General features: G+C 68.2%; 24 protein-coding genes and 1 pseudogene. 13 read left to right on the top strand and 12 right to left on the bottom strand.

Annotated elements, in window-relative coordinates; translation table 11 throughout:
* Window positions 1–34: 34 nt before the first annotated feature.
* Both ACLF3G_RS10205 and ACLF3G_RS10200 read left to right on the top strand, forming a co-directional pair.
* Window positions 35–1,417 (top strand): class II 3-deoxy-7-phosphoheptulonate synthase, encoded by a 1,383-nt coding sequence (locus ACLF3G_RS10205; protein WP_430669250.1) that lies wholly within the window; start codon window positions 35–37, stop codon window positions 1,415–1,417.
* 5 nt (window positions 1,418–1,422) lie between these two features.
* On the top strand, window positions 1,423–2,583 hold the full coding sequence (locus ACLF3G_RS10200; protein ID WP_430669249.1) for a nicotinate phosphoribosyltransferase: 1,161 nt from the start codon (window positions 1,423–1,425) through the stop codon (window positions 2,581–2,583).
* A gap of 10 nt (window positions 2,584–2,593) precedes the next feature.
* On the opposite strand, the gene ACLF3G_RS10195 is transcribed toward ACLF3G_RS10200, so the two are convergent.
* Window positions 2,594–3,625, bottom strand: coding sequence for a 2OG-Fe(II) oxygenase (locus tag ACLF3G_RS10195; protein ID WP_430669248.1), 1,032 nt, complete (start codon window positions 3,623–3,625; stop codon window positions 2,594–2,596).
* Window positions 3,626–3,688: 63 nt separating this feature from the next.
* On the opposite strand from ACLF3G_RS10195, the gene ACLF3G_RS10190 reads away from it, so the two are divergent.
* The 9 genes from ACLF3G_RS10190 (at window position 3,689) to ACLF3G_RS10150 (ending at window position 12,664) form a co-directional block, all read left to right on the top strand.
* Entirely contained in the window at window positions 3,689–4,618 is a 930-nt protein-coding gene (locus ACLF3G_RS10190) for a DMT family transporter (RefSeq protein ID WP_430669247.1), read from the top strand.
* Between the two features lie 34 nt (window positions 4,619–4,652).
* Entirely contained in the window at window positions 4,653–6,317 is a 1,665-nt protein-coding gene (locus ACLF3G_RS10185) for an NAD+ synthase (protein ID WP_430669246.1), read from the top strand.
* Entirely contained in the window at window positions 6,314–6,730 is a 417-nt protein-coding gene (locus ACLF3G_RS10180; RefSeq protein WP_430669245.1) for a hypothetical protein, read from the top strand. Before ACLF3G_RS10185 ends, ACLF3G_RS10180 begins: the two co-directional genes overlap by 4 nt.
* A 90-nt stretch (window positions 6,731–6,820) precedes the next feature.
* Complete coding sequence (gene gltX / locus ACLF3G_RS10175; RefSeq protein ID WP_430669244.1) at window positions 6,821–8,155, top strand: glutamate--tRNA ligase; 1,335 nt, start codon at window positions 6,821–6,823, stop codon at window positions 8,153–8,155.
* Between the two features lie 5 nt (window positions 8,156–8,160).
* Window positions 8,161–9,555, top strand: coding sequence for a cysteine--tRNA ligase (cysS, locus tag ACLF3G_RS10170; RefSeq protein ID WP_430669243.1), 1,395 nt, complete (start codon window positions 8,161–8,163; stop codon window positions 9,553–9,555).
* Between the two features lie 67 nt (window positions 9,556–9,622).
* The gene (gene copM / locus ACLF3G_RS10165; protein WP_430669242.1) at window positions 9,623–10,003 is read left to right on the top strand and encodes a CopM family metallochaperone; all 381 of its coding nucleotides are present in this window, start codon (window positions 9,623–9,625) and stop codon (window positions 10,001–10,003) included.
* Window positions 10,000–10,833, top strand: coding sequence for an RNA methyltransferase (locus ACLF3G_RS10160; protein ID WP_430669241.1), 834 nt, complete (start codon window positions 10,000–10,002; stop codon window positions 10,831–10,833). The genes copM and ACLF3G_RS10160 overlap by 4 nt, the downstream gene beginning before the upstream one ends.
* The gene (locus ACLF3G_RS10155; RefSeq protein ID WP_430669240.1) at window positions 10,830–11,690 is read left to right on the top strand and encodes an alpha/beta fold hydrolase; all 861 of its coding nucleotides are present in this window, start codon (window positions 10,830–10,832) and stop codon (window positions 11,688–11,690) included. Before ACLF3G_RS10160 ends, ACLF3G_RS10155 begins: the two co-directional genes overlap by 4 nt.
* Window positions 11,691–11,692: 2 nt before the next feature.
* Window positions 11,693–12,664, top strand: a complete 972-nt coding sequence (locus ACLF3G_RS10150; RefSeq protein WP_430669239.1) for a Bug family tripartite tricarboxylate transporter substrate binding protein — start codon at window positions 11,693–11,695, stop codon at window positions 12,662–12,664.
* Here ACLF3G_RS10150 and ACLF3G_RS10145 read toward each other — a convergent pair.
* Complete coding sequence (locus ACLF3G_RS10145; RefSeq protein ID WP_430669238.1) at window positions 12,651–12,860, bottom strand: hypothetical protein; 210 nt, start codon at window positions 12,858–12,860, stop codon at window positions 12,651–12,653. The two genes, ACLF3G_RS10150 and ACLF3G_RS10145, sit on opposite strands and share 14 nt — an antisense overlap.
* 217 nt (window positions 12,861–13,077) lie before the next feature.
* Here ACLF3G_RS10145 and rpsD point away from each other — a divergent pair, with 217 nt between their 5' ends.
* Window positions 13,078–13,695: a 30S ribosomal protein S4 gene (rpsD, locus tag ACLF3G_RS10140; protein ID WP_430669237.1), complete on the top strand. Its 618-nt coding sequence runs from the start codon at window positions 13,078–13,080 to the stop codon at window positions 13,693–13,695.
* 95 nt (window positions 13,696–13,790) lie between these two features.
* On the opposite strand, the gene grxD is transcribed toward rpsD, so the two are convergent.
* From grxD to purB, 10 genes are all read right to left on the bottom strand, one after another.
* Entirely contained in the window at window positions 13,791–14,129 is a 339-nt protein-coding gene (gene grxD, locus ACLF3G_RS10135) for a Grx4 family monothiol glutaredoxin (RefSeq protein ID WP_430669236.1), read from the bottom strand.
* A 29-nt stretch (window positions 14,130–14,158) separates the two neighbouring features.
* The gene (locus ACLF3G_RS10130) at window positions 14,159–14,392 is read right to left on the bottom strand and encodes a BolA family protein (protein ID WP_430669235.1); all 234 of its coding nucleotides are present in this window, start codon (window positions 14,390–14,392) and stop codon (window positions 14,159–14,161) included.
* Window positions 14,392–16,599 carry a phosphoribosylformylglycinamidine synthase subunit PurL gene (purL, locus tag ACLF3G_RS10125; RefSeq protein ID WP_430669234.1) on the bottom strand — a complete coding sequence of 736 codons (2,208 nt, stop codon included), beginning with the start codon at window positions 16,597–16,599 and terminating at the stop codon, window positions 14,392–14,394. The genes ACLF3G_RS10130 and purL overlap by 1 nt, the downstream gene beginning before the upstream one ends.
* 824 nt (window positions 16,600–17,423) lie before the next feature.
* On the bottom strand, window positions 17,424–18,122 hold the full coding sequence (gene purQ, locus ACLF3G_RS10120; protein WP_430669233.1) for a phosphoribosylformylglycinamidine synthase subunit PurQ: 699 nt from the start codon (window positions 18,120–18,122) through the stop codon (window positions 17,424–17,426).
* 10 nt (window positions 18,123–18,132) lie between these two features.
* Window positions 18,133–18,366 carry a hypothetical protein gene (locus ACLF3G_RS10115; protein WP_430669232.1) on the bottom strand — a complete coding sequence of 78 codons (234 nt, stop codon included), beginning with the start codon at window positions 18,364–18,366 and terminating at the stop codon, window positions 18,133–18,135.
* Window positions 18,367–18,372: 6 nt separating this feature from the next.
* Window positions 18,373–18,612, bottom strand: a complete 240-nt coding sequence (gene purS / locus ACLF3G_RS10110) for a phosphoribosylformylglycinamidine synthase subunit PurS (protein WP_430669231.1) — start codon at window positions 18,610–18,612, stop codon at window positions 18,373–18,375.
* Complete coding sequence (gene purC / locus ACLF3G_RS10105; protein WP_430669230.1) at window positions 18,609–19,373, bottom strand: phosphoribosylaminoimidazolesuccinocarboxamide synthase; 765 nt, start codon at window positions 19,371–19,373, stop codon at window positions 18,609–18,611. Before purC ends, purS begins: the two co-directional genes overlap by 4 nt.
* 148 nt (window positions 19,374–19,521) lie before the next feature.
* Entirely contained in the window at window positions 19,522–20,265 is a 744-nt protein-coding gene (locus tag ACLF3G_RS10100; protein ID WP_430669229.1) for an NRDE family protein, read from the bottom strand.
* A gap of 12 nt (window positions 20,266–20,277) precedes the next feature.
* Window positions 20,278–20,604, bottom strand: coding sequence for a hypothetical protein (locus tag ACLF3G_RS10095; RefSeq protein WP_430669228.1), 327 nt, complete (start codon window positions 20,602–20,604; stop codon window positions 20,278–20,280).
* Window positions 20,605–20,701: 97 nt separating this feature from the next.
* Window positions 20,702–22,039 (bottom strand): adenylosuccinate lyase, encoded by a 1,338-nt coding sequence (gene purB, locus ACLF3G_RS10090; protein WP_430669227.1) that lies wholly within the window; start codon window positions 22,037–22,039, stop codon window positions 20,702–20,704.
* Between the two features lie 120 nt (window positions 22,040–22,159).
* Between purB and ACLF3G_RS10085 the strand changes: the two are divergent.
* A pseudogene (locus ACLF3G_RS10085) lies at window positions 22,160–22,777 on the top strand (TerC family protein); the annotation flags it as partial.
* Between the last annotated feature and the right edge of the window lie 67 nt (window positions 22,778–22,844).

Raw genomic sequence — 22,844 nt, 5'->3', positions numbered from 1 at the left:
TAAGCTTGGCGTCAGGAGTGGAGCAGGAACCAAGATGATCGCGCGCGTGTGGACCCCGGATAGCTGGCGGGCGATGCCCATCCGGCAGGTGCCGGACTATCCCGACCAGGCCCGGCTTCGGGCCACCGAGGATAAGGTCCGGCGATTTCCGCCCCTGGTTTTTGCAGGTGAGGCTGATCGGCTGAAGGCCCAGCTGGCGCGTGCAGGTGATGGCGATGCCTTCGTCCTCCAGGGAGGCGACTGCGCGGAGAGCTTCGCCGATTTCCATGCCAATACCATCCGCGACACCTTCCGGGTGCTGCTGCAGATGGCGGTCGTGCTGACCTTCGGGGCGGCGTTGCCGGTGGTGAAACTCGGTCGGATGGCCGGGCAGTTCGCCAAGCCACGCAGCAGCGACAGCGAGACGATCGGGGGTGTGACGCTGCCCTCCTACCGCGGCGACATCGTCAATGGCCCCGATTTCACGGCCGAGGCGCGTGTGCCGGACCCAGCACGCATGGAGTTCGCCTATCTGCAGGCGGCGTCAACCCTGAACCTGCTGCGCGCCTTCGCCACCGGTGGCTACGCCGACCTGCGGGAGGTGCATCGCTGGAACCTGGACTTCGCCGCCCGAAGCCCACTTGCCGACCGCTATGAAGGGCTGGCGCACCGGATCGACGAGACGCTGCGCTTCATGGGCGCCTGCGGCATGTCCGACCTGCCTCAGGTGCGGGAGACGGAGTTCTACACCTCCCACGAATCGCTGCTGCTGCCGTTCGAGGAGGCGCTGACCCGCCAGCCCTCCACCCACCCCGGCCGGCACTTCGCCTGCTCGGCCCACTTCCTGTGGATTGGCGACCGCACGCGCCAGCCGGATGGCGCGCATGTCGAATTCCTGCGCGGGGTGGCCAACCCGATCGGCATGAAGGTCGGACCGACCATGGAGGCCGATGAACTCGTTCGCCTGACCGAGATCCTGAACCCGGCGAATGAGAAGGGCCGCCTGACCCTGATCGCCCGCATGGGGGCGGACAAGGTCGAGGCCAAGCTGCCTGGCCTGCTGTCCGCCGTGAAGCGTGCGGGCCGCAACGTGGTCTGGCTGTGCGACCCGATGCACGGCAACACCGTCAAAGCCGGGGACTACAAGACCAGGACCTTCGACTCGATCCTGTCCGAGATCCGCCGCTTCTTCGACTGCCACGCCGCCACAGGGACCATTCCGGGTGGTGTGCATGTCGAGATGACCGGCCAGAACGTGACGGAGTGCATCGGCGGCGCGCATCGGATGACGGAGGCCGATCTTGCCGGCAACTACGCGACCTTCTGCGACCCGCGCCTGAACGCGGAACAGTCGTTGGAGCTCGCCTTCCTGATCTCGGAGGAGCTGAAGGCGCGCCGCCCCGGCGCGGCGGTGCTGCCGGCGAGAGCGGCCCAGTGAAAGCCATGCCTACCCCGGGTCGCGCCTTGCCGCCGGAGGTGGATGGCATCGCCGCCTGGACCGACAGCTACTTCAACCGCACCCGGGCGGTCGTCGAACAGTTCGGCGACTGCCGCGTCACCTATGCGGTGTTTCTCCGGCGCCCGGTTATTTCCGCCCCAGGCCTGGCAACCACCTGGCTCGATGCCGTGGCGGCGCGCCGCGGCACCAGCTTCGACGTGGAGTTGATGCACCGCGAAGGCGACTGGGTCGGGGCCGGCGACCCGATCTTCTACTTGTCTGGTTCGTTCGCGCAATTGGCTGACCTCGAGACCATCCTGCTGCAGAAGCTCGGCCCGGCCTGCGTTGCCGCGCACAATGCCTACCAGATGTGCCTGGAACTGCCGACGGTGCCGTTCCTGGCGATGGAGGCCCGGCACTGCGCCGGGGCCGAGATGCAGGAAATGATGGCCTATGCCGCCGCCATCGGCAGCGCAGCAGCCCAGCGCGAAGGCGCAAAGGGCTTTATCGGCAACGCCAACGACGCCACCGCGCACTGGTTTGGAGCTGCGCGCGGACGCGGCACCATGCCGCATGCCCTGATCGGCTATGCCGGATCCACGGTTCGCGCGGCGGAAATGTTCCACGCGACCTTCCCGGCCGAGGATCTGACTGTGCTGGTCGATTACTTCGGGCGTGAGGTCACGGACAGCTTGGCGGTCTGCAAGCGGTTCCCGGAATTGGCGGCGGCGGGCCGGATGGCGGTGCGGCTCGACACCCATGGCGGCCGCTTCCTGGAGGGGCTGGACCCCGGCGAATCCTACGCCGTTCTTGAACGCCACTCTCCGCAGGCAGTCCGGCGCTACCGCAGCGAGACGGAACTTCGGCACCTAGTCGGTACCGGCGTCTCGGCTGCCGCGATCTGGCGCATTCGGGAGGCGCTGGACGAGGCCGGCTTTCCAAAGGTTCGCATCGTCGCCTCCTCCGGCTTCGGTGTCGGCAAGTGTCGGGTGGTGGCGGAGGCCAAGGCACCCATCGACGTCGTGGGCACCGGCTCCTTCATCCCGGAGGCCTGGAGCGAAACCTACGCGACGGCCGACATCGTCGCCTATGACGGCGTGCCCCGCGTGAAGGTCGGACGCGAATTCCTGCTGCGCAACGGGTCCCGGCGGCGCGGGCAAGGGTAAGCGCAAAGGCTCAGCGCATCGAAACTCCGGACTGTCCGCGCGCCGCGGCTTCGGCCATAAGCTTGCGTTCCTGCTGCGCGCCTTCCGCATCAGTGAAAAAAGTGAAGATGGCGAAGCGCCGGCCTTCGACAACCGGCAGCGCCTCATGCAGCAGGTCGCAGCAGAACACGGCGCATCCGCCGGTGCCGGGTTCGTATACATCCGGGCCGAATTCGGGAAACCGCAAGGTGCCGCCACGGTAGTCGCCGGTGTTCAGGTTCAGGCTCATGGCGAAGCGCCGATGCGCCGTGAAGGGCGTGCGGTTGTCGCGGTGGGCACCGAAGGCGCCGGCGACGTCGGCGGCGTAGCAGCCAATGCGAGGTGCCTCGAAGCTGGCGGCACGGAAGCGGAAGGCCCGCCACATCTCCGGCAGGACGCGGCGCTCCAGCCGGCGCTGAAACTCGGCGTATAGGGCGCGGTCGTCCAGGAACACATCGGTGCGTCGCTTGATGCCGGGGCCGGCACCTGCGCCTGCCTTCGCGGAGGCCACACGATCCTGCGACTTCTCCCCGGCCTGCCAGTGCGCCAGGAGCGCCGCAACGAGTGGTGGCTCCAGGACGTTGGGAACCAGGAGTACCGGCGCGAGCGTGTGATGCACGGCGGCCCTGGAGGCAGGCGGCGGCAAAGCATCAAGAGCCGCTTCCAAAGCCGATGAACCGGCCTGCGAGAAGTGCAGCTGGCCACGCGGGGAAATGACGGCGGCGCCGCCGTCTGGAAGTCCGAGACCCAGGAACAGCTTGCCTTTCGGGTCGAACAGATGAACCGCGCCCCCGACCCGATCACCTCCCTCCGGTGAACCCTGCGACACGATGAAGATTCGTGCATCCTGCGCCTTTGCGCGTGTCTCCGCAGCCTGCAGCCGCCAGGTGTCCGGCGATGGGCCGAGAAGGACGAGGCGAAACCGGCCTGCGAGGCTCTGCTGATGCAGATCGAAGGCCTCGCCCGCAGCATCGAGGAGCTGTGTCGCGGGCAACAGGTCACCGGTCCGGAACGGGGCGGGCACTGTCATGGCATTTCCCCAGGCGTCGGGTGGGCAGGTCAGGCGGTGAGGTCTAGACTGGAACGCATGGCCGGCGAAGCGCCTTCCCCAGACACGGCGCCGGCACGCGGCATCGCTTGGTCGCGAGAACGGCGGATCGGCTATGCCTGTGCCATCGCCGTCCTGTTCGCCTGGTCCGGCTTCCTGCTGTCCTCGCGCCTGTCGTCCGGACAGGCCATGACCGCGTGGGACGTGGCGGCACTGCGGTACGCCGGCGCCTTCCTGGTCGCGCTTCCGCTGGTCGGCGTCTTCGGCTTGCCAAGGCTGCCGCCGCTGCGTCTTCTGGCGGTCCTCGCGACCGCGGCGTTTGGCTTTCCGCTATTCGCCTATCACGGCTTCGGCTTCGCGCCGGCCTCCCATGGCGGCGTGATGCTGCCAGGAACGCTGCCCTTCCTGACCGCGGCACTCGGCGTAGCGTTCCTCGGCGAAAGCTGGACCCGCGCACGGATCCTGTCCCTCGCCGTGGTGGCGGCCGGGATGGTGCTGCTGGCGAGCGACACCTTCGGTGCGTATCCAGGCGCCTGGCGGGGCGACCTGCTGTTCCTGGCCGGGTCCTGTTCGTGGGCGATCTACACGCTGCTCATCCGGCTCTGGGGCATCAGTGCGGTGGAGGCCACCCTGTCCGTCGCCTTGTGGTCGGCGCCCATCTACCTGCCGGTCTGGTGGTTCCTGCTGCCGTCGAGCATCGGCGCGGTGGCGCCCGGCGCCCTGCTCTACCAGTTGATTTACCAGGGGGTCATCGCGACGATTCTGGCGGGCTTCCTGTTTACCCGTGCCGTCACCGCCATCGGCGCGCCGGCGACCACGACCATTACGGCGCTGGTCCCCGGCATGGCGGCGCTGGCCGCCTGGCCGCTGCTCGGCGAACCGCTCGGCCTCGCTGGGCTGGCCGGCGTGGCGCTGGTTTCGGCGGGGATGATGCTGTCCGTGTTCCGCTTCGGTGCGCGGGCGCGTTGACCCTGCCAGGGGCGGTCCCTAGGTTCCGCGCATCATGACAGACCGTCTCCGCATCGCGCTTGCCCAGATCAACCCGCATGAGGGCGCGCTCGACGCGAATGCGGACCGCATCCGCCACGCCCGCGCCGAGGCCGCGGCGGCCGGCGCGGACCTGCTGGTGACGCCCGAATTCTCGATTGCCGGCTATCCGCCGGAGGATCTGGTCCTGAAGCCCGCCTTCATCGCCGCCTGCATGCAGCGGATCGAGGCGCTGGCGGCGGACACCGCGGATGGCGGGCCGGGCTTGGTAGTGGGCGGCCCCTGGCTGGACGGCGACCGGCTGCACAACGCGCTGTACGTGCTGGAGGGTGGGCGGATCCTGGCCCGCCGCGCCAAGCACGAATTGCCCAACTACGGCGTGTTCGACGACAAGCGCGTCTTCATCGCCGGCCCTGCGCCGGGGCCGGTCGCCTTCCGCGGCGTGCGCCTTGGCCTGATGATCTGCGAGGACTGGTGGTTTCCCTCGGTCAGCGAGACGCTGCTGGAAAGCGGTGCGGAGATGCTGATCAGCATCAACGGATCCCCCTTCGAGGCCGCGAAGCAGGATACGCGGGTGCAGTTGGCGGTGGCGCGAGTGGTGGAGACGGGGCTGCCCTTCGTGTTCCTGAACCAGATCTGTGGCCAGGATGAGCTGGTGTTTGATGGTGCGTCCTTCGTCCTGAACGCCGACCGCAGCCTGGCGCTGCAAATGCCGATGTTCGAGGAGCAGGTAGCGATCACCGACTGGTCGCGCGGCGCCGCCGGCTGGACCTGCGCGCCTGGTCCTGTGCCAGCGGAGCCTTCGGCGCTGGAGCAGATCTACCGCGCCATGATGCTTGGCCTGCGCGACTACGTGGACAAGAACCGCTTTCCTGGCGTGGTCCTGGGGTTATCGGGCGGTATCGACAGCGCATTGTCGGCGGCGGTGGCGGCGGATGCGCTGGGGCCGGATCGGGTGCGGGCGGTGATGATGCCTTCGCCCTATACCTCCCGTGACAGCCTGGACGATGCCGAAGCCTGCGCCCGCCTGCTGGGCATCCGGTATGAGACCATCGCTATCGGCCCAGCCATGGACGCCATGGCCGGAATGCTGGCGCCGGCCTTCGGAAACCGCCCGCCCGATACGACCGAGGAGAACCTGCAATCCCGCCTGCGCGGCGTGACGCTGATGGCGCTGTCTAACAAGTTCGGGGACATGCTGCTGACCACAGGCAACAAGAGCGAGATGAGCACCGGCTACGCCACGCTCTATGGCGACATGTGCGGCGGATATTCGGTGCTGAAGGACGTTTGGAAGATGACGGTCTTCGCCCTGTCCCGCTGGCGCAATGAGAATCTGCCGAAGGGCGCGCTGGGGCCGGCCGGGCTGGTGATGCCGGACCGTGTCATCACCAAGCCGCCCTCCGCGGAACTCAAGCCGGACCAGACCGATCAGGATACGCTGCCTCCCTATGAGGTGCTGGACGCGATCCTGGAGGGGCTGGTGGAGAGGGAGATGGATGTGGATTCGCTGGTGGCGGCAGGCCATGACCGCGCCACAGTGCTGCGTATCTGGCGCATGCTGGACCGTGCCGAATACAAGCGCCGCCAGGCCCCGCCGGGCGTCAAGATCACGCCACGCGCCTTTGGCCGGGACCGCCGCTATCCCTTGACCAACGGCTTCTCCGGGCTGGTCACATGAGCGACGGCAACGAGCAGGACGAGGATCCGATTTTCGCGAAGCAGGTCTTGGGTCAGGTGGAGGGCCTCGAGGTCCGGATCATGGACATGTCCGGCGCCAACGGGTCCGAGCCCGTCGAGGTCGTACGCGGCTTCGGCACCATCGCCCATGCGAACGCCTTCGCCCGCCGCTACGTGCGGGATTCGGTCGATATCTGCCGGGCATCCGGCATGGACGCCAAGGCGGTGATGGAAGCCTGGGGCATGTTCGGTGAGGACGCCGAGGTGGTCGGCGCGGGCGACGACGCCTGGTGCAGCGCCACCGAACTCGCCGATTTCGCCGCTCGGCGCGCCACGGATCGGGAGGAGCGCAACTGGCGCATCATCGATCCCCGCCGGGATGCCGATGATGAGGAGGCGGAGGAGGAAGAGTAGGCGCGGAAGGCGCCTTCATCGCCCTCCAGTCGCCTAATCGTTCGCGATGCCTTGCCTTGTGTCGCCATTTGCCGTTCCTGTGCCCGCCTGATGAAACTCCGCTTCGCCCCCTCGCCCACGGGTCTGCTGCATGTCGGCAATGCCCGTATCGCCATCGCCAACTGGTGCCTCGCCCGGCACCGGGGCGGCCGCTTCCTGCTGCGCCTCGACGACACCGACACCGCACGCTCCCGCACCGAGTTCGCCCAGGCGATCGAGGAGGATTTGCGCTGGCTCGGCCTCGACTGGGACGAACTCATCCGGCAGTCGGACCGGCTGGAGCTGTACGCCGCCGCCGCCGCCAGGCTGAAGGCCTCCGGCCATCTGTATCCCTGCCTGGAGACCGAGGAGGAACTTGCCTTCAAGCGGGAACAGCGCATCCGCCAGGGCAAGCCGCCGCTATATGATCGTGCGGCCCTGCGGATGACGCCGGACCAGCTTTCCCGTGCGGAGGCAAACGGCAAGTCGCCGCATTGGCGGTTCAAGCTCTCCGCCGGCCATGTCGAATGGCAGGACGGCGTGCTGGGACGCCGCAGCGTGAAGCTGCCCAGCCTGTCGGACCCGGTGCTGATCCGGGCCGATGGCAGCTTCCTGTACACCTTTACCTCCGTCGTCGACGACCTGGAGACCGGGATCACCGACGTGGTGCGGGGCGAGGACCATGTGACCAACACCGGCATCCAGGTCGACATCTTCAAGGCGCTCGGCGGCAATCCGGACCAGCTGCGCTTTGCCCACCTGCCGCTGCTGACCGATGCCGATGGCGGGCCGTTGTCCAAGCGGACCGGCAGTGTTGGGTTGCGCCAGTTGCGGCGGGACGGCGTGGAGCCGGCGGCGCTGGTGGGCTACCTGGCCGCGCTCGGCACCTCCGCCGATCCGGTCCCGGCGATGCCGGCGGATCTTGTCGCCGGCTTCGATCTGGGACGCGTCTCCAAATCCTCGGCGCGGTTCGACACCAAGCAGCTTCTCGGCCTGAACCGGCGCTGGCTGCACACACTCCCGTTCGAGGCGGTGCGGGACCGCCTGCCCGATCAGGCCGATGAGACGTTCTGGCTGACGGTGCGCGGCAACCTCGACTTGCTCCGCGAGGCACGCGACTGGTGGGAAGTCGTGGCGGGTGACATCCTGCCGCAGGCCGACGCGGCCGACGCCGAATTGCTGCGCCAGGCTGCGGAAACGCTGCCGCCGGAGCCCTGGGACGAGGCGACCTGGCCGGCCTGGACCGCGGCGCTGGCCGCCGCCAGCGGCCGCAAGGGGCGTGCGCTGTTCCTGCCGCTCCGCCTGGCCTTGACCGGCGAGAGCCATGGCCCGGACCTTAAAACCTTCCTTCCCTTGATCGGCCGGGACCGGGCGTTGCGTCGCCTGCGCCAGGCTGCGGCAGGCTGACCCGCATGGACCTCCACTTCCACAACAGCGCGACCCGCCGCAAGGAACGGTTCGTGCCGATCGACGACCAGCATGTCCGCATCTATGTCTGCGGCCCGACGGTGTACGATCTGGCGCATCTCGGCAACGCGCGCCCAAACGTGGTCTTCGATGTGCTGGTGCGCCTGCTGCGCAAGGTGTTTCCGCAGGTAACCTATGCGCGGAACATCACGGATATCGAGGACAAGATCATCGACCGGGCGCGCGAAAGCGGCGAACCGATCGAGGTCCTCACGACGCGGACGACGTCCGATTTCCATCGGGACATGTCGGCGCTTGGCGTGCTGCCGCCGGATGTGGAGCCGACCGCGACCGGGACGATCCCGGAAATGATCACGATGATCGGGCGGCTCATCGAGAATGGCCACGCCTATGCGGCCGAGGGGCATGTGCTGTTCGCGGTGGACAGCTTCCTGGCCTACGGCGCGCTATCAGGCCGTTCACCGGACGAACTGCTGGCCGGGGCGCGGGTCGAGGTTGCACCCTACAAGCGTGGGGCGGGCGACTTCGTGCTGTGGAAGCCCTCGGCACCGGATCAGCCTGGATGGGACAGCCCCTGGGGCCGCGGGCGCCCCGGCTGGCACATCGAATGCTCCGCCATGTCCGCGAAGCACCTCGGGCCGGATTTTGACATCCACGGCGGTGGCGCGGACCTGATGTTCCCGCACCACGAAAACGAGGTTGCTCAATCGTTATGCGCCTTTCCGGGCAGCCACTTCGCGCGGGTCTGGTTGCACAACGGGATGCTGCTGGTGGGCGGCGAGAAAATGTCGAAGTCGGCCGGCAACTTCCTGACGGTGCAGGACATCCTGGCGCACGGCCCCTGGGCCGGCGAGGCTTTCCGTCTGTTGCTGCTGCGCACGCATTACCGCGGCGAGCTGGACTACGGCCAGCCAGGGCTGGAGGAGGCGCGACGTGAGCTCGACCGGTTTTACCGCGCGCTCTCGAAGCTGGAGGATGTGGAGGCCGAGGGAGACGACACGCCGCATCCCGTCGAATCGCCACCCTTCGAGCAGGCGCTAGCGGATGACCTGAACACGCCGCTGGCGCTCGCGACGCTGCATCACCTGGTCTCCGCCGTGAACGATGCGCTTGCGCGGGGCGAGACTGCGGGTCTGCCGCACCTCAAGGGGCGCATCCTGGCCTGCGCGTCCCTGCTGGGCCTTCTGGGCCAGGCACCGGAGGCTTGGTTCCGGGGCGAGACCGGAGACGCAGCGGCGATCGAGGCCGCGATCGCGGCCCGGCTTGCCGCCCGCAAGGCGAAGGATTGGGCGGAGGCGGACCGCATCCGCCAGACCCTCGCGGCGCAGGGCATCCTGCTGGAGGATGGACCGCAGGGCACCACCTGGCGTCGTGCCTGAGCCTATTGCCTTGCCCCCGGGTGAAGGTTCCATGTCTCCGGCCGGTTCATCTTCCGGAGGATACGGCATGTCGCGCCTCAGCATCGCAACGGCACTCTCCCTGGCCCTTGCCGCGCCGGCTTTCGCACAGCAGGGGCATCACCAGCATCACGCGGCGCCAACCCCGCAACGCGCCGCAGCCGAACCCCCCAGCACGCGGGAGTTCCGGGCAGCGAGCGAGCGGATGCACCGCGACATGGGCATAGCCTTATCCGGCAATGCCGACCGTGACTTCGCTGCCGGCATGATCCCGCACCACCAGGGCGCCATCGAAATGGCGCGCATCCAACTGCGCCACGGCACCGATCCAGAGATGCGCAAGCTGGCGGAGGAGATCATCCAGGCGCAGGAGGCCGAGATCGCCCGCCTGCGCGCCTTCCTCGCCCGCAGCGTTACCTCCCGACCATGACGGGGGGGCGCGGGGAAGGTGGCGCGGCGCTGACCCCTGCGGCGGGCGAGAGCCCGATCGTGGTGCTGGTTCGGCCACAGATGGCGATGAACATCGGCACCACGGCGCGTGCGATGGCGAATGGCGGCCTGTTCCACCTGCGGTTGGTGGCGCCGCGCGACGGCTGGCCACAGCCGCATGCCTATCCTGCTGCATCCGGGGCCGATGCCATCCTGGATGCGGCACAGGTGTTCCCGGACGTGCCCTCCGCCGTCGCCGACTGCCACCGGGTCTTCGGAACCTGCCCCAGGCCGCGCCATGCCATCGTGCAGTTGCGCGATGCGCGAGCCGCCGCGACGGACCTGCGGGAGATCAACGGGCGCGGGATGCGCGCCGCGGTGCTGTTCGGGCCGGAGCGGGCGGGGCTGGAGGCGGAGGATCTGTCCTACTGCGACACCCTCGTCCGCTACCCGCTGAACCCGCAGCACGCCTCGCTCAACCTGGCGCAGGCCGTGATGATCCTGGCCTATGAGTGGTGGATGGCGGCGGAGGCCACGCCGCCGCGGCAGTTCCTGACCAACGGTACGCCGGTCGCGACAAAGGGCGACCTGGAGCGATTCCTGGAGCGCCTGGTGGCGGAACTTGATGCCGCCGGCTTCCTGCACAACCCGCCGAAACGCCCGGGCATGGTGCGCAACCTGCGCCACTGGTTCGAGCGCGGGGAGGTGACGGAGCAGGAATTGCGCACGCTGCATGGCGTGGTGACGGAGCTGTCCCGAGGCCGCATGCAGCGCGGCCGCTTCCCGGCGGAGGACCCGCTACCGCCCTGGCATGAGGAGGAAGGCGCATGATGCACCCCGACGGCACGCCGGTCCCGCCCCTGCCGGACCTGCGGTTCTGCGAGGTCGATGCCGGTGCGCTCGGCCTGGAAGGACCGCGCCTGTCCTACATGCAGACGGGCGCGGGGTCTGCCACGATTCTCTGCCTGCACGGCATCGGCGCGAACAGCATGGGCTGGCGCTTCACCCTCGCAGGTCTTGCGGCGCATGCGCGGATAATTGCGTGGAATGCACCGGGCTACCTGATGTCCGACTATTTCGCGGCCGAGGCGCCCAGTGCCGAAGCCTATGCCGATGTGGCGGTGGCGTTGCTCGATGCGCTGGGCGTCCGAGATCCGGTCTGCGTGGCGGGGTCGTCCTTCGGCTCCATGATCGGGGTCTGCCTGGCGGTGCGCCACCCCGGCCGCGTCGCGCGCCTGGCGCTGATCGGCACTTCCCGCGGGCAGCGCTGGAAGGGGCCGGAGGGGAGGGCGGCGATGCTGGCCATGCGGCAGGACAGCGTCGCGCAGGGCGGCGTGGCGCTGGCTCGCACCCGATCCGCCAAGTTGGTTTCCCCGATGGCGGGCGCCGTGGTTCGGGATCTGGTCCAGGGCGTCGTCGCCGCCACCAATCCCCGGGGGCTGATGCAGGCGGCGCGCTGCACGGACCGGGTCGACGTGACCGAGGATTTCGCGCCGCATGTCCTGGCGCCGACCCTGGCGATTACCGGCCTCGACGACACCGTCAACCCGCCGGAGGTCGGCAGGGCGATCGCCTTGGCGATCCCGGGCGGCGTTTTCGTCACGCCCGCCGAAGTCGGGCATCTGCCGGAGCTTGAAGCGCCGGCCTGGACGCAGGACCATTTCCGCAAGCATTTCCTGGGGGCCTGAGCATGCGCCTGCTTCGCCGCACCATCCTTGTCTCCCTGGCACTGCCCGCGCTTGCCCGTGCGCAGTCCGCGGAGTTTCCAAGCCGTCAGGTCCGCATCGTCGTACCCTTTCCGCCGGGCGGCGGGTTGGATGCGCTGGCGCGGGCACTGGCGGACAGGTTGCAGGTCGTTTGGCGCCAGCCGGTGGTGGTGGACAACCGCCCAGGTGGATCGACGGTGCCGGGCACGGACATCGTCTGCAAGGCAACGCCGGATGGCCATACACTGCTGATCACGGCGGATAATTCCATCACCTCGAACCCGCATCTGATCCGCAACCTGCCGCACGACCCGATGAAGGACCTGGCGCCGGTCAGCCTGCTGGTCGACGTGCACCAGATGGTCCTGGTGCATCCCTCCATCGGCGCCCGGACCATGGCGGAACTGGTGGAGGCGGCGCGGGCCGCGCCCGGGCGGTTCAACTTCGGCTCCTATGGCAATGCCAGCCAGCCGCACCTCAGCTTCGCCGCACTGATGGCGCGGGAGCGGATCGAGATGGTGCATGTGCCCTATCGCGGCCTCACCCCCGCCGTGCTGGCGACGCTGGCCGGGGAGGTGCAGATGACGCTGGCGGGCATCGCCTCCGGCGCCACGCATATCCGGGCCGGCACGCTTCGCGCCCTCGCGGTGGGCAGGCCGGCGCGGTTCGAAGCGCTGCCGGAGGTGCCGACGCTGGAGGAGGCAGGCTTCGGGTACATCGATCCGCGGACCTGGTTCGGAGCCTTTGCGCCGGCCGGCACGCCGCCAGCGCTGCTCGGCCGCATCCAGCGGGACATCGCGGCCGCCATGGCGGAACCGGTGGTGCGGGACCGGCATCTCGAACCCTCCGGATACACTATTCACGCGGCGACGCCCGAGGCGACCTCCGCCTTCCTGCGGCAGGACCTCGCGTACAAGGCCGGGCTGATCGCCTCCGCGGGCATCAGCGCGGAGTGAGCTTCCGCGCCAGTCGGCGCGCCAGCACGTAGCCAAGCATGCCGGCCACCGGCGCCGCCGGCAGCACCAGCAGCCAACCAAGGTGCTGCCCGCCGATGGCGAGGCCAAGGCCCACGCCCAGCATCAGGCCGCCGACGAGGCTGCCGACGACGCCGGCCGTCAGCCCCAGGATCAGGATCTCTTCGCGTGTAACCATGGGGGCGGAGTAGGGGAGGGTCGGGTGGTTTGACAAGGCAGCCTGGCCAGCCCTATAGGCGCCGCACTTCCGGGAACGTGGACAGGCCTTCGGGGCCTGCGCCCGCCCTTGGCCATGCTGGCCTTGGGCCTACCGGGACAACCCGTCGCGATGCCCATAAGGGTGCCGGCACAAGCAAGAACCGGCAACCCCTACGGGTGCCGGGCAGGAGAAGCGCATGACCAAGCGCGCAGAAAGCAAGTACAAGATCAACCGCCGCCTCGGCGTCAACCTCTGGGGCCGCGCCAAGTCGCCGATCGCCAAGCGCGAATACGGCCCCGGCCAGCATGGCCAGCGCCGCAAGCAGAAGCCGACCGACTTCGGCGTGCAGCTGATGGCTAAGCAGAAGCTGAAGGGCTACTACGGCAACATCGGCGAGAAGCAGTTCCGCAAGTACTACGAGGAAGCCGTGCGCCGGAAGGGCGACACCTCGGAGAACCTGATCGAGATCCTGGAGCGGCGCCTCGACACTATCATCTACCGCATGAAGCTGGCCGTGACGCCCTTCGCCGCGCGCCAGTTCGTCAACCATGGCCATGTGCTGATCAACGGCCGCCGCCTCAACATCCCGTCCTACCTTGTCAAGGACACGGACGTGATCGAGGTGAAGGACAAGTCGAAGCAGCTGACCTGCGTACTCGACGCGGCGCAGTCCGGCGAGCGTGACATCCCGGAATACATCGAGATCGACCACCGCGCGATGCGCGGCCGCATCCTTCGCGCGCCGAAACTGAGCGATGTGCCGTATCCGGTCCAGATGGAACCGAACCTGGTCGTCGAATTCTACTCGCGCTGATCGGGTCAGTCCGGACAGCAGAAAGCGCCGGTCCCGCGAGGGGCCGGCGCTTTGCTTTTCGGGCCAGAACGGTCAGGCCAAAGGGGCCGGAGGCGTCAGGCGGTTGCCTTCGGCACCACGCCGTTTTCCTCCAGCAGCGTCTGCAATTCGCCGGACTGAAACATCTCGGTGACGATGTCGCAGCCGCCTACAAACTCGCCCTTCACATAGAGCTGCGGGATGGTCGGCCAGTTCGCATAGGCCTTGATCCCCTCGCGGAGCTCCTGGTCCTCCAGGATGTTCACGCCCTTGAAGGGCACGCCGACATGCGAAAGGATCTGCACGACGCGGGCCGAGAAGCCGCACTGCGGGAAGACAGGCGTACCCTTCATGTACAGCACCACCGGGTTGGCGCCGATGTCGGACTGGATGCGGTCGAAGACGGGGTTGCTCATGGCGTTGGGTCCCTGGTCGGTAAGGTTCATCAGTCGGGGGCGGAGGTCTGCAGCGCAAGGGCGTGCAGCGCCCCGCCCATTCGGCCCTGCAGAGCGGCATAGACGATCTGGTGCTGCTTCACCCGGCTGATGCCCTTGAAGGCCGAGGACACGACCGTCGCGGCATAATGGTCGCCGTCACCGGCCAGATCCTCGATCGTCACCTGGGCATCGGGCAGGGCGGCCTTGATCAGGGCCGTGATTTCCGCCGCATCCATCGCCATCAGCCAGCTTCCCCCTGCATCAGTGCCGGAAGCGTCGCCTCATGGGCGACCACCAGCCTTGCCACGGATATGGAGGAACCATCGGCCAGAACCAAGTCCCCGCCACCGCTGCGGCCCAGCAGCATGGACGGAACCTTGGCGGCGGCGGCGGCATGCAGCAGTGCTGCGCCGTCCGGGACGGCCAGCAGATAGCGGGCCTGGTCCTCGCCAAACCACCAGGCCTGCGCGGGGAGGCCCTCCGGCGGGGAGGTCAGCTGGGCTCCGGTGCCGCCACCCATGGCCATCTCGGCCACCGCCACAAGAAGGCCTCCATCCGAAAGGTCGTGGCACGCCGCCACCTGGCCGGCCAGGATCTGCGCCCGCACGAAGTCGCCGTTGCGGCGCTCCGCGGCCAGGTCCACGGGTGGCGGTGCGCCGTCCTCCCGGCCCAGGATCTCGCGCAGCCACAGGGATTGCCCAAGCCAGCCCCGGGTCTCGCCCACCAGCACCAAGTCGAGGCTCGGCGTCAGCGCCAGCCCGAGGGCCTGCGCCGCATCCTCCAGCACGCCTACGCCGCCGATGGCTGGGGTGGGCAGGATGCCGCGGCCCTGGGTCTCGTTGTAGAGCGAGACATTACCACTCACGACCGGAAAATCGAGCGCCAGGCAGGCGGCGCCCATGCCGCGCACGGCGGCCGCAAATTGGCCCATGATCTCCGGCTTTTCCGGATTGCCGAAGTTCATGTTGTCCGTGATGGCGAGCGGGCGGGCGCCCACGGCGGTCAGGTTGCGCCAGGCCTCGGCCACGGCCTGTGCACCGCCAGCCTCGGGATCGGCCTGGCAGTAGCGCGGCGTGCAATCCGTGGTCATGGCCAGCGCCCGCCTTAGCCCCTCCAGCTTCACCACGGCCGCGTCCGCGCCGCCCGGGCGCTGCACGGTCTGTCCGCCGACGGTGCTGTCATACTGGTCCCAGATCCAGCGGCGGGAGCAGAGGTCGAGGCTGCCGACCAGCTTTTCCAGGGCCGGAAGCGGGCCAAGCGGATCGGCGAGCGTGCTGGCATCCAGCACGGGATGCTTCGGCGTCTCGACGGTCGGCCGCCGGTACAGCGGCGCCTCCGATTCCAGCGGCGCCAGCAGGATGTCGGCCTCGATGGTGCCGCGGTGGCGGATGACGATGCGGCCGGTGTCGGTCAGGTGGCCGATCACGGCGAAGTCCAATTCCCATTTGCGGAAGATCGCCTCGGCCGCGGCTTCTGCGCCGGGCTTCAGGATCATCAGCATGCGTTCCTGGGATTCGGACAGCATCATCTCGTAGGCCGTCATGCCCTCCTCGCGTTGCGGGACGCGGTCCATCTCCAGCTCGATGCCAATGCCACCCTTGCTGGCCATCTCGACGCTGCTGCTGGTCAGGCCGGCGGCGCCCATGTCCTGGATGGCGACGATCGCGTCTGTCGCCATCAGTTCCAGGCACGCCTCGATAAGCAGCTTCTCGGTGAAGGGATCGCCAATCTGCACGGTGGGCCGCTTCTCCTCAGAGTCGGCGGAAAACTCGGCCGATGCCATGGTGGCGCCATGGATGCCGTCGCGGCCGGTCTTGCTGCCGACATAGACGACCGGATTGCCGATGCCCGCCGCGGCGGACAGGAAGATGCGGTCAAGCGGCGCGATGCCGACGGTCATGGCGTTGACCAGGGGATTGCCGTTGTAGGCCGGGTGGAAATTCACCTCGCCACCTACCGTCGGCACGCCAACGCAATTGCCGTAGCCGCCGATGCCGCGCACCACGCCATCGATCACCCGCTTCATCCGCGGCGCCGAGGGATCGCCGAAGCGCAGCGCGTTGAGGTTCGCGATTGGTCGCGCCCCCATGGTGAAGACATCCCGCAGGATGCCGCCGACTCCGGTGGCCGCACCCTGGTAAGGCTCGATGAAGCTCGGGTGGTTGTGGCTCTCCATCTTAAAGATCGCGGCCAGCCCGTCGCCTATGGCGATGACTCCGGCATTCTCGCCCGGCCCGTGGATGACCCAGGGTGCCTTGGTCGGCAGCGTCTTTAGCCAGATGCGAGACGATTTATAGGAGCAGTGCTCGCTCCACATGACGGAGAAGATGCCCAGCTCGGTCAGCGAAGGAGACCGCCCGAGGATGGACAGCATGCGGGCATGCTCATCCGGTTTCAGGCCGAACTCGGCGGCAAGTTGGGCGGCGCGGTCGGCGGGCAAAAGCTGCATTGCGTCGGGGGCTCCGGGGGCCTGTCGCGGCGATGGGTAGCATTTTTTCGTGCCTCGCAAGAGCCACCAGGCAGGAGAGACATGCGGATGGGGAGAGCGGAACGCACGGGGGGCCCGCAGTTGGACGTTCTGGCAGAGCTCGAAGCCGGGACCCGGGAGAGCCGCACGCTGGCGGAGGCGCTGAGCGTGGACTTTGCGCGACTTTTGTCAGTCGCCGTGCCGCTGGCGGGCGCCGACGCCGTTCGAACGCTGCAGGCCGCGGCCGGCGAAGGCTTGGTGCGACGCATGGCGCTGGCCGGTGCCATCCTGCTTGATCGGCTGAGCTCAGAGGCGGTGCCGCAGCTTGCACGCCACGACTCGGACCCCGCGCGCGGCTGGGCCTGCTACATGATCGGCGCGCTGCCTGGCCTGGATTTCGGGGCGCGCCTGGAGGCGATGCGGCCGCTGGCCTGGATGGCGCTGCGCAGGCCCATCGTCGCGGCACCCGATGCGGCCATCGCCGAGTTGCTGCCATGGTGCCGCGCGTCGGATGAGCGGCTGCGACGCTTTGCCAGCAAGGCGACGCGGCCGCGCGGCGTATGGTGCGCGCATATCGGCATCCTCCGGGCCGAGCCCTGGCGAGCGGCGCCGCTGCTGGAGGCGCTGCGCGAGGTTTCCGCCATTCTATGTGCAGGTGTCGGTCGGCAACTGGCTGAACGATGCCGCCAAGGACCAGCCGGATTGGGTGCGTGCACTGGCGGCGAGGCGGCGTGCCGAAACCGCCTCCCCGCACACGGCGCAAATCCTGCGCCGCGCGGAGCGCTCGCTGCCCGAAGTTCGGGTGTTCAGGCCGCGACGAGTGACGCGACGAGGCTTGTGAACAGCGGCAGTCCGTCCTCGCTGCCCATCAGCGGATCGACCAGATCCTCGGGGTGCGGCATCAGCCCGCAGACGCGCAGGTTGGACGAGAGGATGCCCGCGATGTTGTCGCGCGCCCCGTTGCGGTTGGCCTCGGCCGTGACGGCGCCTTCGGCGGTCGCATAGCGGAAGGCGACCAGGCCTTCGCCCTTCAGCCGCGCCAGGGTCTCATCATCGCAGAAGTAGTTGCCGTCGCCATGCGCCATCGGCGCGCGGAACACGGCGCCGCGCTGCCAATGCGCGGTGAAGGGCGTATCGGCGCGTTCCACCCGCATGTGGCAGTCCATCGACAGGAACCGCAGCGTGGCGTTGCGCAGCAGCGCGCCGGGCAGCAGGCCGGCCTCTGTCAGGATCTGGAAGCCGTTGCAGACGCCCAGCACATGCCCGCCGGAGGCCGCGAAGCTGCGGACCGCGCGCATGATGGGCGATTGCGCCGCCATCGCGCCGCAGCGCAGGTAGTCGCCATGGCTGAAGCCGCCCGGCAGCACCACGAGATCGGTCCCGGGCGGCAGGCCATCCGCCAGGTGGAACACCATGGTGGGCTTGCGGCCTGTCGCACGCTCCAGCGCGATCGCCATGTCGCGCTCGCGGTTGGTGCCGGGGAAGACGATGATGACGGCGTTCATGAAGCCAGCTTCACCTCTGCCAGACGTTCAACCAGTGCAGCCCGCCCATCAGCAGCAGCGTCACCAGCGCGGCGATGGCCGCCGCATTGACCCAGCGGTCCAGGCCCTTCTTGCCGCGCGCGACCAGTCCGAGCCGGCTACGCTTAGCCGCGGCTACCTGCGGCATCCGCTGATCGCGCCAGCGCAGTCCGAAGGCGATCAACACGGTCAGCGCCAGCATCAGCAGCAGGGATGCCTTGACCATCGTGGTTCAGGCGATCTCGACGCGGAAGGATTCAATCACAGTGTTGGCCAGCAGGCGCCGGGCCATATCCTCGGCCACCGCCTGAGCCTTTGCCGGGTCGGATTCCGCCAGTTCGAACTCGATAACCTTCCCGGCCCGGACCTCGCCCATGCCGGTGAAGCCCAAGGAGGCCAGGGCATGGCCGATCGCCTTGCCCTGGGGATCGAGCACACCGGTCTTCGGCATGATGGTGACGCGTGCCTTCATTGAACGGTCTCCGGACCCTTCATGTCGCGCACGCCGGCCTCCGGCAGGATGCCGAGGCGCTTGGCGACTTCCTGATAGCCTTCCTCGACCTTCCCCAGGTCGCGGCGGAAGCGGTCCTTGTCCATCTTCTCGCCGGTCTTCACGTCCCAGAGCCGGCAATTATCCGGGCTGATCTCATCGGCCAGGACGATGCGCATCTCGTCGTTCTCGTACAGCCGGCCGAACTCCAGCTTGAAGTCGACCAGGGTAATGCCGACGCCAAGGAACAAGCCGGTCAGGAAGTCGTTCACCCGCAGCGCCAGGGCCACCATGTCGTCGAGGTCCTGGGTCGCGGCCCAACCGAAGCAGGTGATGTGCTCCTCGGAGACCATCGGGTCACCGAGTGCGTCGTTCTTGTAGTAGTACTCCAGGATCGACCGTGGCAGGCGCGTGCCTTCCTGGATGCCAAGGCGCGTGGCCAGGCTGCCGGCCGCGACGTTGCGGATGACGATTTCGAGCGGAATGATCTCGACTTCGCGGATCAGCTGTTCCCGCATGTTCAGGCGGCGAATGAAATGGGTCGGGATGCCGATCTCGGCCAGCTTCATCATCAGGTATTCGCTGATGCGATTGTTGAGCACGCCCTTGCCGGTGATGGTGCCCTTCTTGGATCCGTTGCCGGCGGTGGCGTCGTCCTTGAAATACTGGACGAGCGTGCCTGGCTCGGGCCCCTCGAACAGGATCTTGGCCTTGCCCTCGTAGAGCTGACGGCGGCGCGCCATGGTACAAAGACTCCTCGACAGCCGCGGTCCCCGGAAGTGGGCGCGCGGGACGACAGGCCGCGGCGGCCCGGTATCTTTCGGTGCTATAGCAGGGCACAGCCGGCACCGCCACGCCACGGCGACAGGTCCGGGTTGCATCATGGCGGCTTCAGCCGCCCGGCAGGGAAATGTCCCTGAAGGCGGCCATTCCCGCCGGCGTTGGGCAGAAGCGCCAGCGCACCGCACCGCTCGCCCCGAGCGCGAAGAGGCTGGCGCAGATCGTGCCAAAACCCTTCACCGCCGGGACGCGGAGTGCATCGGCGACGCCAGCGGGTCCCAGGCTGTCATCCGCCAGCAGCGCTTCCCAGGCGGCCCAATCTCGCTGCGCTGGGTCTGGCGGCGCGGCGGCCTGGAAGCGGGGCAGGTGGCGTTGGATGCGGGGGCTGCTGAGGTCGTTCGCGTCGTGGGCCGTGACCATGCTGACGCCCTCGGGCAGACCGGTTGCATCGGGCCGCCCTTCACCGAGTGCGCGCAGGAAAAAGGCCTCGTCGCGGTCGGCGACGACCAGATTGAAGGGTCGAAAGCATCCGGCGTCCAGGTCAACCAGCCGCTCCGCCGCTTCACGAGCCGATCGCTGGCTGGCTGCCATCAGCGGCAGGGCGCCACGCGACGCCTTTCCTGCCGCGGGCCCAAGGCTGCCTGGCCGGTTCAGGATCGCCGCGACGATGCCGCCGCGGCCCGCGGCCATCCAGGTTCCACCCGCCATTCGATCCCGGCCACCGACCACCCCAGGATAGTCCGGCCAATGTGTGGCCGGGGCATCCCAGGCGCGATCCAGCCGTTCGTCCCGATTGGCCGCGAGGACCAATGGCCACGAGTGCCCCGGACGTCGCAGCAGGATGACGGTGCACACGAGCCAGGCAAACTAGAACCGGAAATACAGTCCAACACCGGGGGGCGGCGCTGGGCGGTAGTAGCGCGGCGGCGGAGGCGGCGCGAAGTAGACCGGCGGCGGCGGGTAGTAGGCTCGCGGCGGCGGTCCGCGGTAATAATGCGGCGGTGGGCCACGATAGTAGCGGGGCGGCGGGGGGCCGCGATAGCGCGGCGGGGGGCCGTAGTAGTGGCCGCCACGCGGCTTCCAGTCGACCAGCAGCGCCGCATCCTGCGCGGCAGCCGGTGCCACGCCCCCGACGCTCGCTAACAGCAGGCCCCCGGCCAAGGCCGGAAGAATCTTCGCCAGGATGTTCATCATAGCGGATCTCCTGTTCACCCGAATCATCTAGGCACGCGCTGTGGCAAGAGCTTGGCAGATACCCATGCCAGGCCATGACGGATGCGCGAGCGCCTGGTCAGACGGTCCCGAGCACCCGGCGGAAGGTCGCATCCACATGCACGAAGTCCCGCGCCGGATCCATCGCGGCGTCGAGCCTCTCGGCCGTCATGCAGCCGGCGACCTCCGGGTCGGCCAGCAGGTTGGTCCGGAAGTCCTTGGCGCCTGGCTGGCCGAGCGCCTGCCAGGTCGCCATCGCCGCGCGCTGCACGGCGGAATAGGCACCCTCCCGGCTCAGCCCGGCCTGGGTCAGGGCCAGGAGGACTTTCTGGGAATGCACCACGCCGCCCAGGCTCGCGAGGTTTTCCGCCATGCGGACTGGGTAGATGGTCAGCTTCGCCATCATGCCAGTCAGGCGCATCAGAGCGAAATCGAGCGTGATGGTCGCATCCGGTCCGATGACACGCTCGACGCTGGAATGGCTGATATCGCGCTCATGCCAAAGGGCGACATTCTCCAGCGCCGGCATCGCATAGCCTCGCACCAGGCGCGCCAAGCCGGTCAGGTTCTCGGACAGCACCGGGTTCCGCTTGTGAGGCATGGCGCTGCTGCCCTTCTGGCCGGCATGGAAGAACTCCTCGGCCTCGCGCACCTCGCTGCGCTGCAGGTGGCGGACCTCGGTCGCGAGCCGCTCCACGCCGCTCGCCACCACGGCCAGAGCGCAGAAGAAGGCGGCGTGGCGGTCGCGCGGGATCACCTGGGTTGAGACTGGCTCGATGGTCAGGCCGAGTTTCGCCGCGACATGCGCCTCGACCCGCGGATCCACGCTGGCGAAGGTGCCGACAGGGCCGCTGATTGCACAGGTCGCCACCTCGGCGCGTGCCGCGACCAATCGCGCGCGGTGGCGCTGGAACTCCGCGTGGTGCCCGAGTAGCTTCAGCCCGAAGGTAGTGGGCTCGGCATGGATGCCGTGCGAACGGCCAATTGTGGGGGTATTCCGATGTTCCTCTGCTCGCGTGCGAAGCGCATCCAGAAGGGCATCGACATCGGCGATGAGAAGGTCCGCGGCGCGGGTCAGCTGAACAGACAGGCAGGTGTCCAGCACGTCGCTGCTGGTCATGCCCTGGTGCAGGAACCGCGCCTCCGGCCCGATGCCTTCGCCGAGCCAGGTCAGGAAGGCGATGACGTCATGCCGCGTCTCCCGCTCGATCGCATCGATCCGCTCCAGATCCGCGGCCGAAATCGCGGCGACCTTGGCGGCGCCACCCTTCCGTATGGCCGCGGCGGCCTCGGCTGGAATGCTGCCAAGATCGGCCATGGCTTCCGCGGCAAGAGCCTCAATCTCGAACCAGATGCGGAAGCGTGATTCAGATGACCAAATGGTAACCATTTCCGGGCGGCTGTAGCGGGGGACCATCGGGGCAGTTTCCGTGCGCGATTATGCGAGCGTTTCATCGCGCGCCGGGCTGGCGGTTGACAAGTCTCCCGCTGCGCGTGGCATTAGCGCCGGCGAACTTCTGGATGGATCGAGGCGGACATGGATTTCTTCACGCAGTGGGGGCCGGAGCTGACCGCCCTGGGCCAGGTGCTCCTCATCGACATCGTGCTGGCCGGAGACAATGCCATTGTCGTCGGCATGGCGGCGGCAGGCCTGCCGGCCGACCAGCGCCGCAAGGCGATCTTCTGGGGCATCGTCGCCGCCACCGTCATGCGCATCGCCTTCGCCTCGATCACGGTCCAGTTGCTGTCCATCGTCGGCATCGTGCTGGCCGGCGGCATCCTGCTGCTGTGGGTCTGCTGGAAGATGTACCGCGAGTTGCGCAGCCCCCATGTTGCGCATGAGGATGTGCCTGTCGCGGGCGAGGAAGGCGGGCCACCACGCAAGACGCTCAAGCAGGCGATCATCCAGATCTTGGTGGCCGACGTCTCGATGAGCCTCGACAACGTGCTGGCGGTCGCCGGCGCGGCGAAGGACCATCCCTACATCCTGATCATCGGCCTCGCCTTCTCGGTCGTACTGATGGGTGTTGCCGCGACGCTGATCGCCCGGCTGCTCGACAAGCATCGCTGGATCGCCTGGGTCGGCCTGCTGGTCATTCTCTACGTCGCCTTCCAGATGATCTACGAGGGGACCAACCAGGTCGCTGAGAACGTGCCGCAGGCCTATGCCTACCTGTTCCTGCCGCTCGGCTGGATGGCACTGCCCGACGTGTTCCCGATCG

It is taken from the genome of Falsiroseomonas sp. HC035 (assembly GCF_050563525.1).
In the GTDB taxonomy this organism is placed as follows: Bacteria; Pseudomonadota; Alphaproteobacteria; order Acetobacterales; family Acetobacteraceae; genus Falsiroseomonas.
Note: the sequence above shows the minus strand (reverse complement) of the source record. Positions and strands in the feature narration are given on the sequence as shown.

Bases quoted from the DNA above. Each gene is read 5' to 3' on its own strand.
- gltX (WP_430669244.1), top strand. From the start codon at position 6,821: ATGAAACTCCGCTTCGCCCCCTCGCCCACGGGTCTGCTGCATGTCGGC.
- purB (WP_430669227.1), bottom strand. From the start codon at position 22,039: ATGGTCCCCCGCTACAGCCGCCCGGAAATGGTTACCATTTGGTCATCT.
- ACLF3G_RS10145 (WP_430669238.1), bottom strand. From the start codon at position 12,860: ATGGTTACACGCGAAGAGATCCTGATCCTGGGGCTGACGGCCGGCGTC.
- rpsD (WP_430669237.1), top strand. From the start codon at position 13,078: ATGACCAAGCGCGCAGAAAGCAAGTACAAGATCAACCGCCGCCTCGGC.
- ACLF3G_RS10160 (WP_430669241.1), top strand. From the start codon at position 10,000: ATGACGGGGGGGCGCGGGGAAGGTGGCGCGGCGCTGACCCCTGCGGCG.
- purC (WP_430669230.1), bottom strand. From the start codon at position 19,373: ATGGCGCGCCGCCGTCAGCTCTACGAGGGCAAGGCCAAGATCCTGTTC.
- ACLF3G_RS10180 (WP_430669245.1), top strand. From the start codon at position 6,314: ATGAGCGACGGCAACGAGCAGGACGAGGATCCGATTTTCGCGAAGCAG.
- ACLF3G_RS10205 (WP_430669250.1), top strand. From the start codon at position 35: ATGATCGCGCGCGTGTGGACCCCGGATAGCTGGCGGGCGATGCCCATC.
- ACLF3G_RS10190 (WP_430669247.1), top strand. From the start codon at position 3,689: ATGGCCGGCGAAGCGCCTTCCCCAGACACGGCGCCGGCACGCGGCATC.
- ACLF3G_RS10200 (WP_430669249.1), top strand. From the start codon at position 1,423: ATGCCTACCCCGGGTCGCGCCTTGCCGCCGGAGGTGGATGGCATCGCC.
- ACLF3G_RS10185 (WP_430669246.1), top strand. From the start codon at position 4,653: ATGACAGACCGTCTCCGCATCGCGCTTGCCCAGATCAACCCGCATGAG.
- purL (WP_430669234.1), bottom strand. From the start codon at position 16,599: ATGCAGCTTTTGCCCGCCGACCGCGCCGCCCAACTTGCCGCCGAGTTC.
- ACLF3G_RS10155 (WP_430669240.1), top strand. From the start codon at position 10,830: ATGATGCACCCCGACGGCACGCCGGTCCCGCCCCTGCCGGACCTGCGG.
- grxD (WP_430669236.1), bottom strand. From the start codon at position 14,129: ATGAGCAACCCCGTCTTCGACCGCATCCAGTCCGACATCGGCGCCAAC.
- cysS (WP_430669243.1), top strand. From the start codon at position 8,161: ATGGACCTCCACTTCCACAACAGCGCGACCCGCCGCAAGGAACGGTTC.
- purQ (WP_430669233.1), bottom strand. From the start codon at position 18,122: ATGAACGCCGTCATCATCGTCTTCCCCGGCACCAACCGCGAGCGCGAC.
- copM (WP_430669242.1), top strand. From the start codon at position 9,623: ATGTCGCGCCTCAGCATCGCAACGGCACTCTCCCTGGCCCTTGCCGCG.
- ACLF3G_RS10150 (WP_430669239.1), top strand. From the start codon at position 11,693: ATGCGCCTGCTTCGCCGCACCATCCTTGTCTCCCTGGCACTGCCCGCG.
- ACLF3G_RS10130 (WP_430669235.1), bottom strand. From the start codon at position 14,392: ATGGCGATGGATGCGGCGGAAATCACGGCCCTGATCAAGGCCGCCCTG.
- purS (WP_430669231.1), bottom strand. From the start codon at position 18,612: ATGAAGGCACGCGTCACCATCATGCCGAAGACCGGTGTGCTCGATCCC.
- ACLF3G_RS10095 (WP_430669228.1), bottom strand. From the start codon at position 20,604: ATGATGAACATCCTGGCGAAGATTCTTCCGGCCTTGGCCGGGGGCCTG.
- ACLF3G_RS10115 (WP_430669232.1), bottom strand. From the start codon at position 18,366: ATGGTCAAGGCATCCCTGCTGCTGATGCTGGCGCTGACCGTGTTGATC.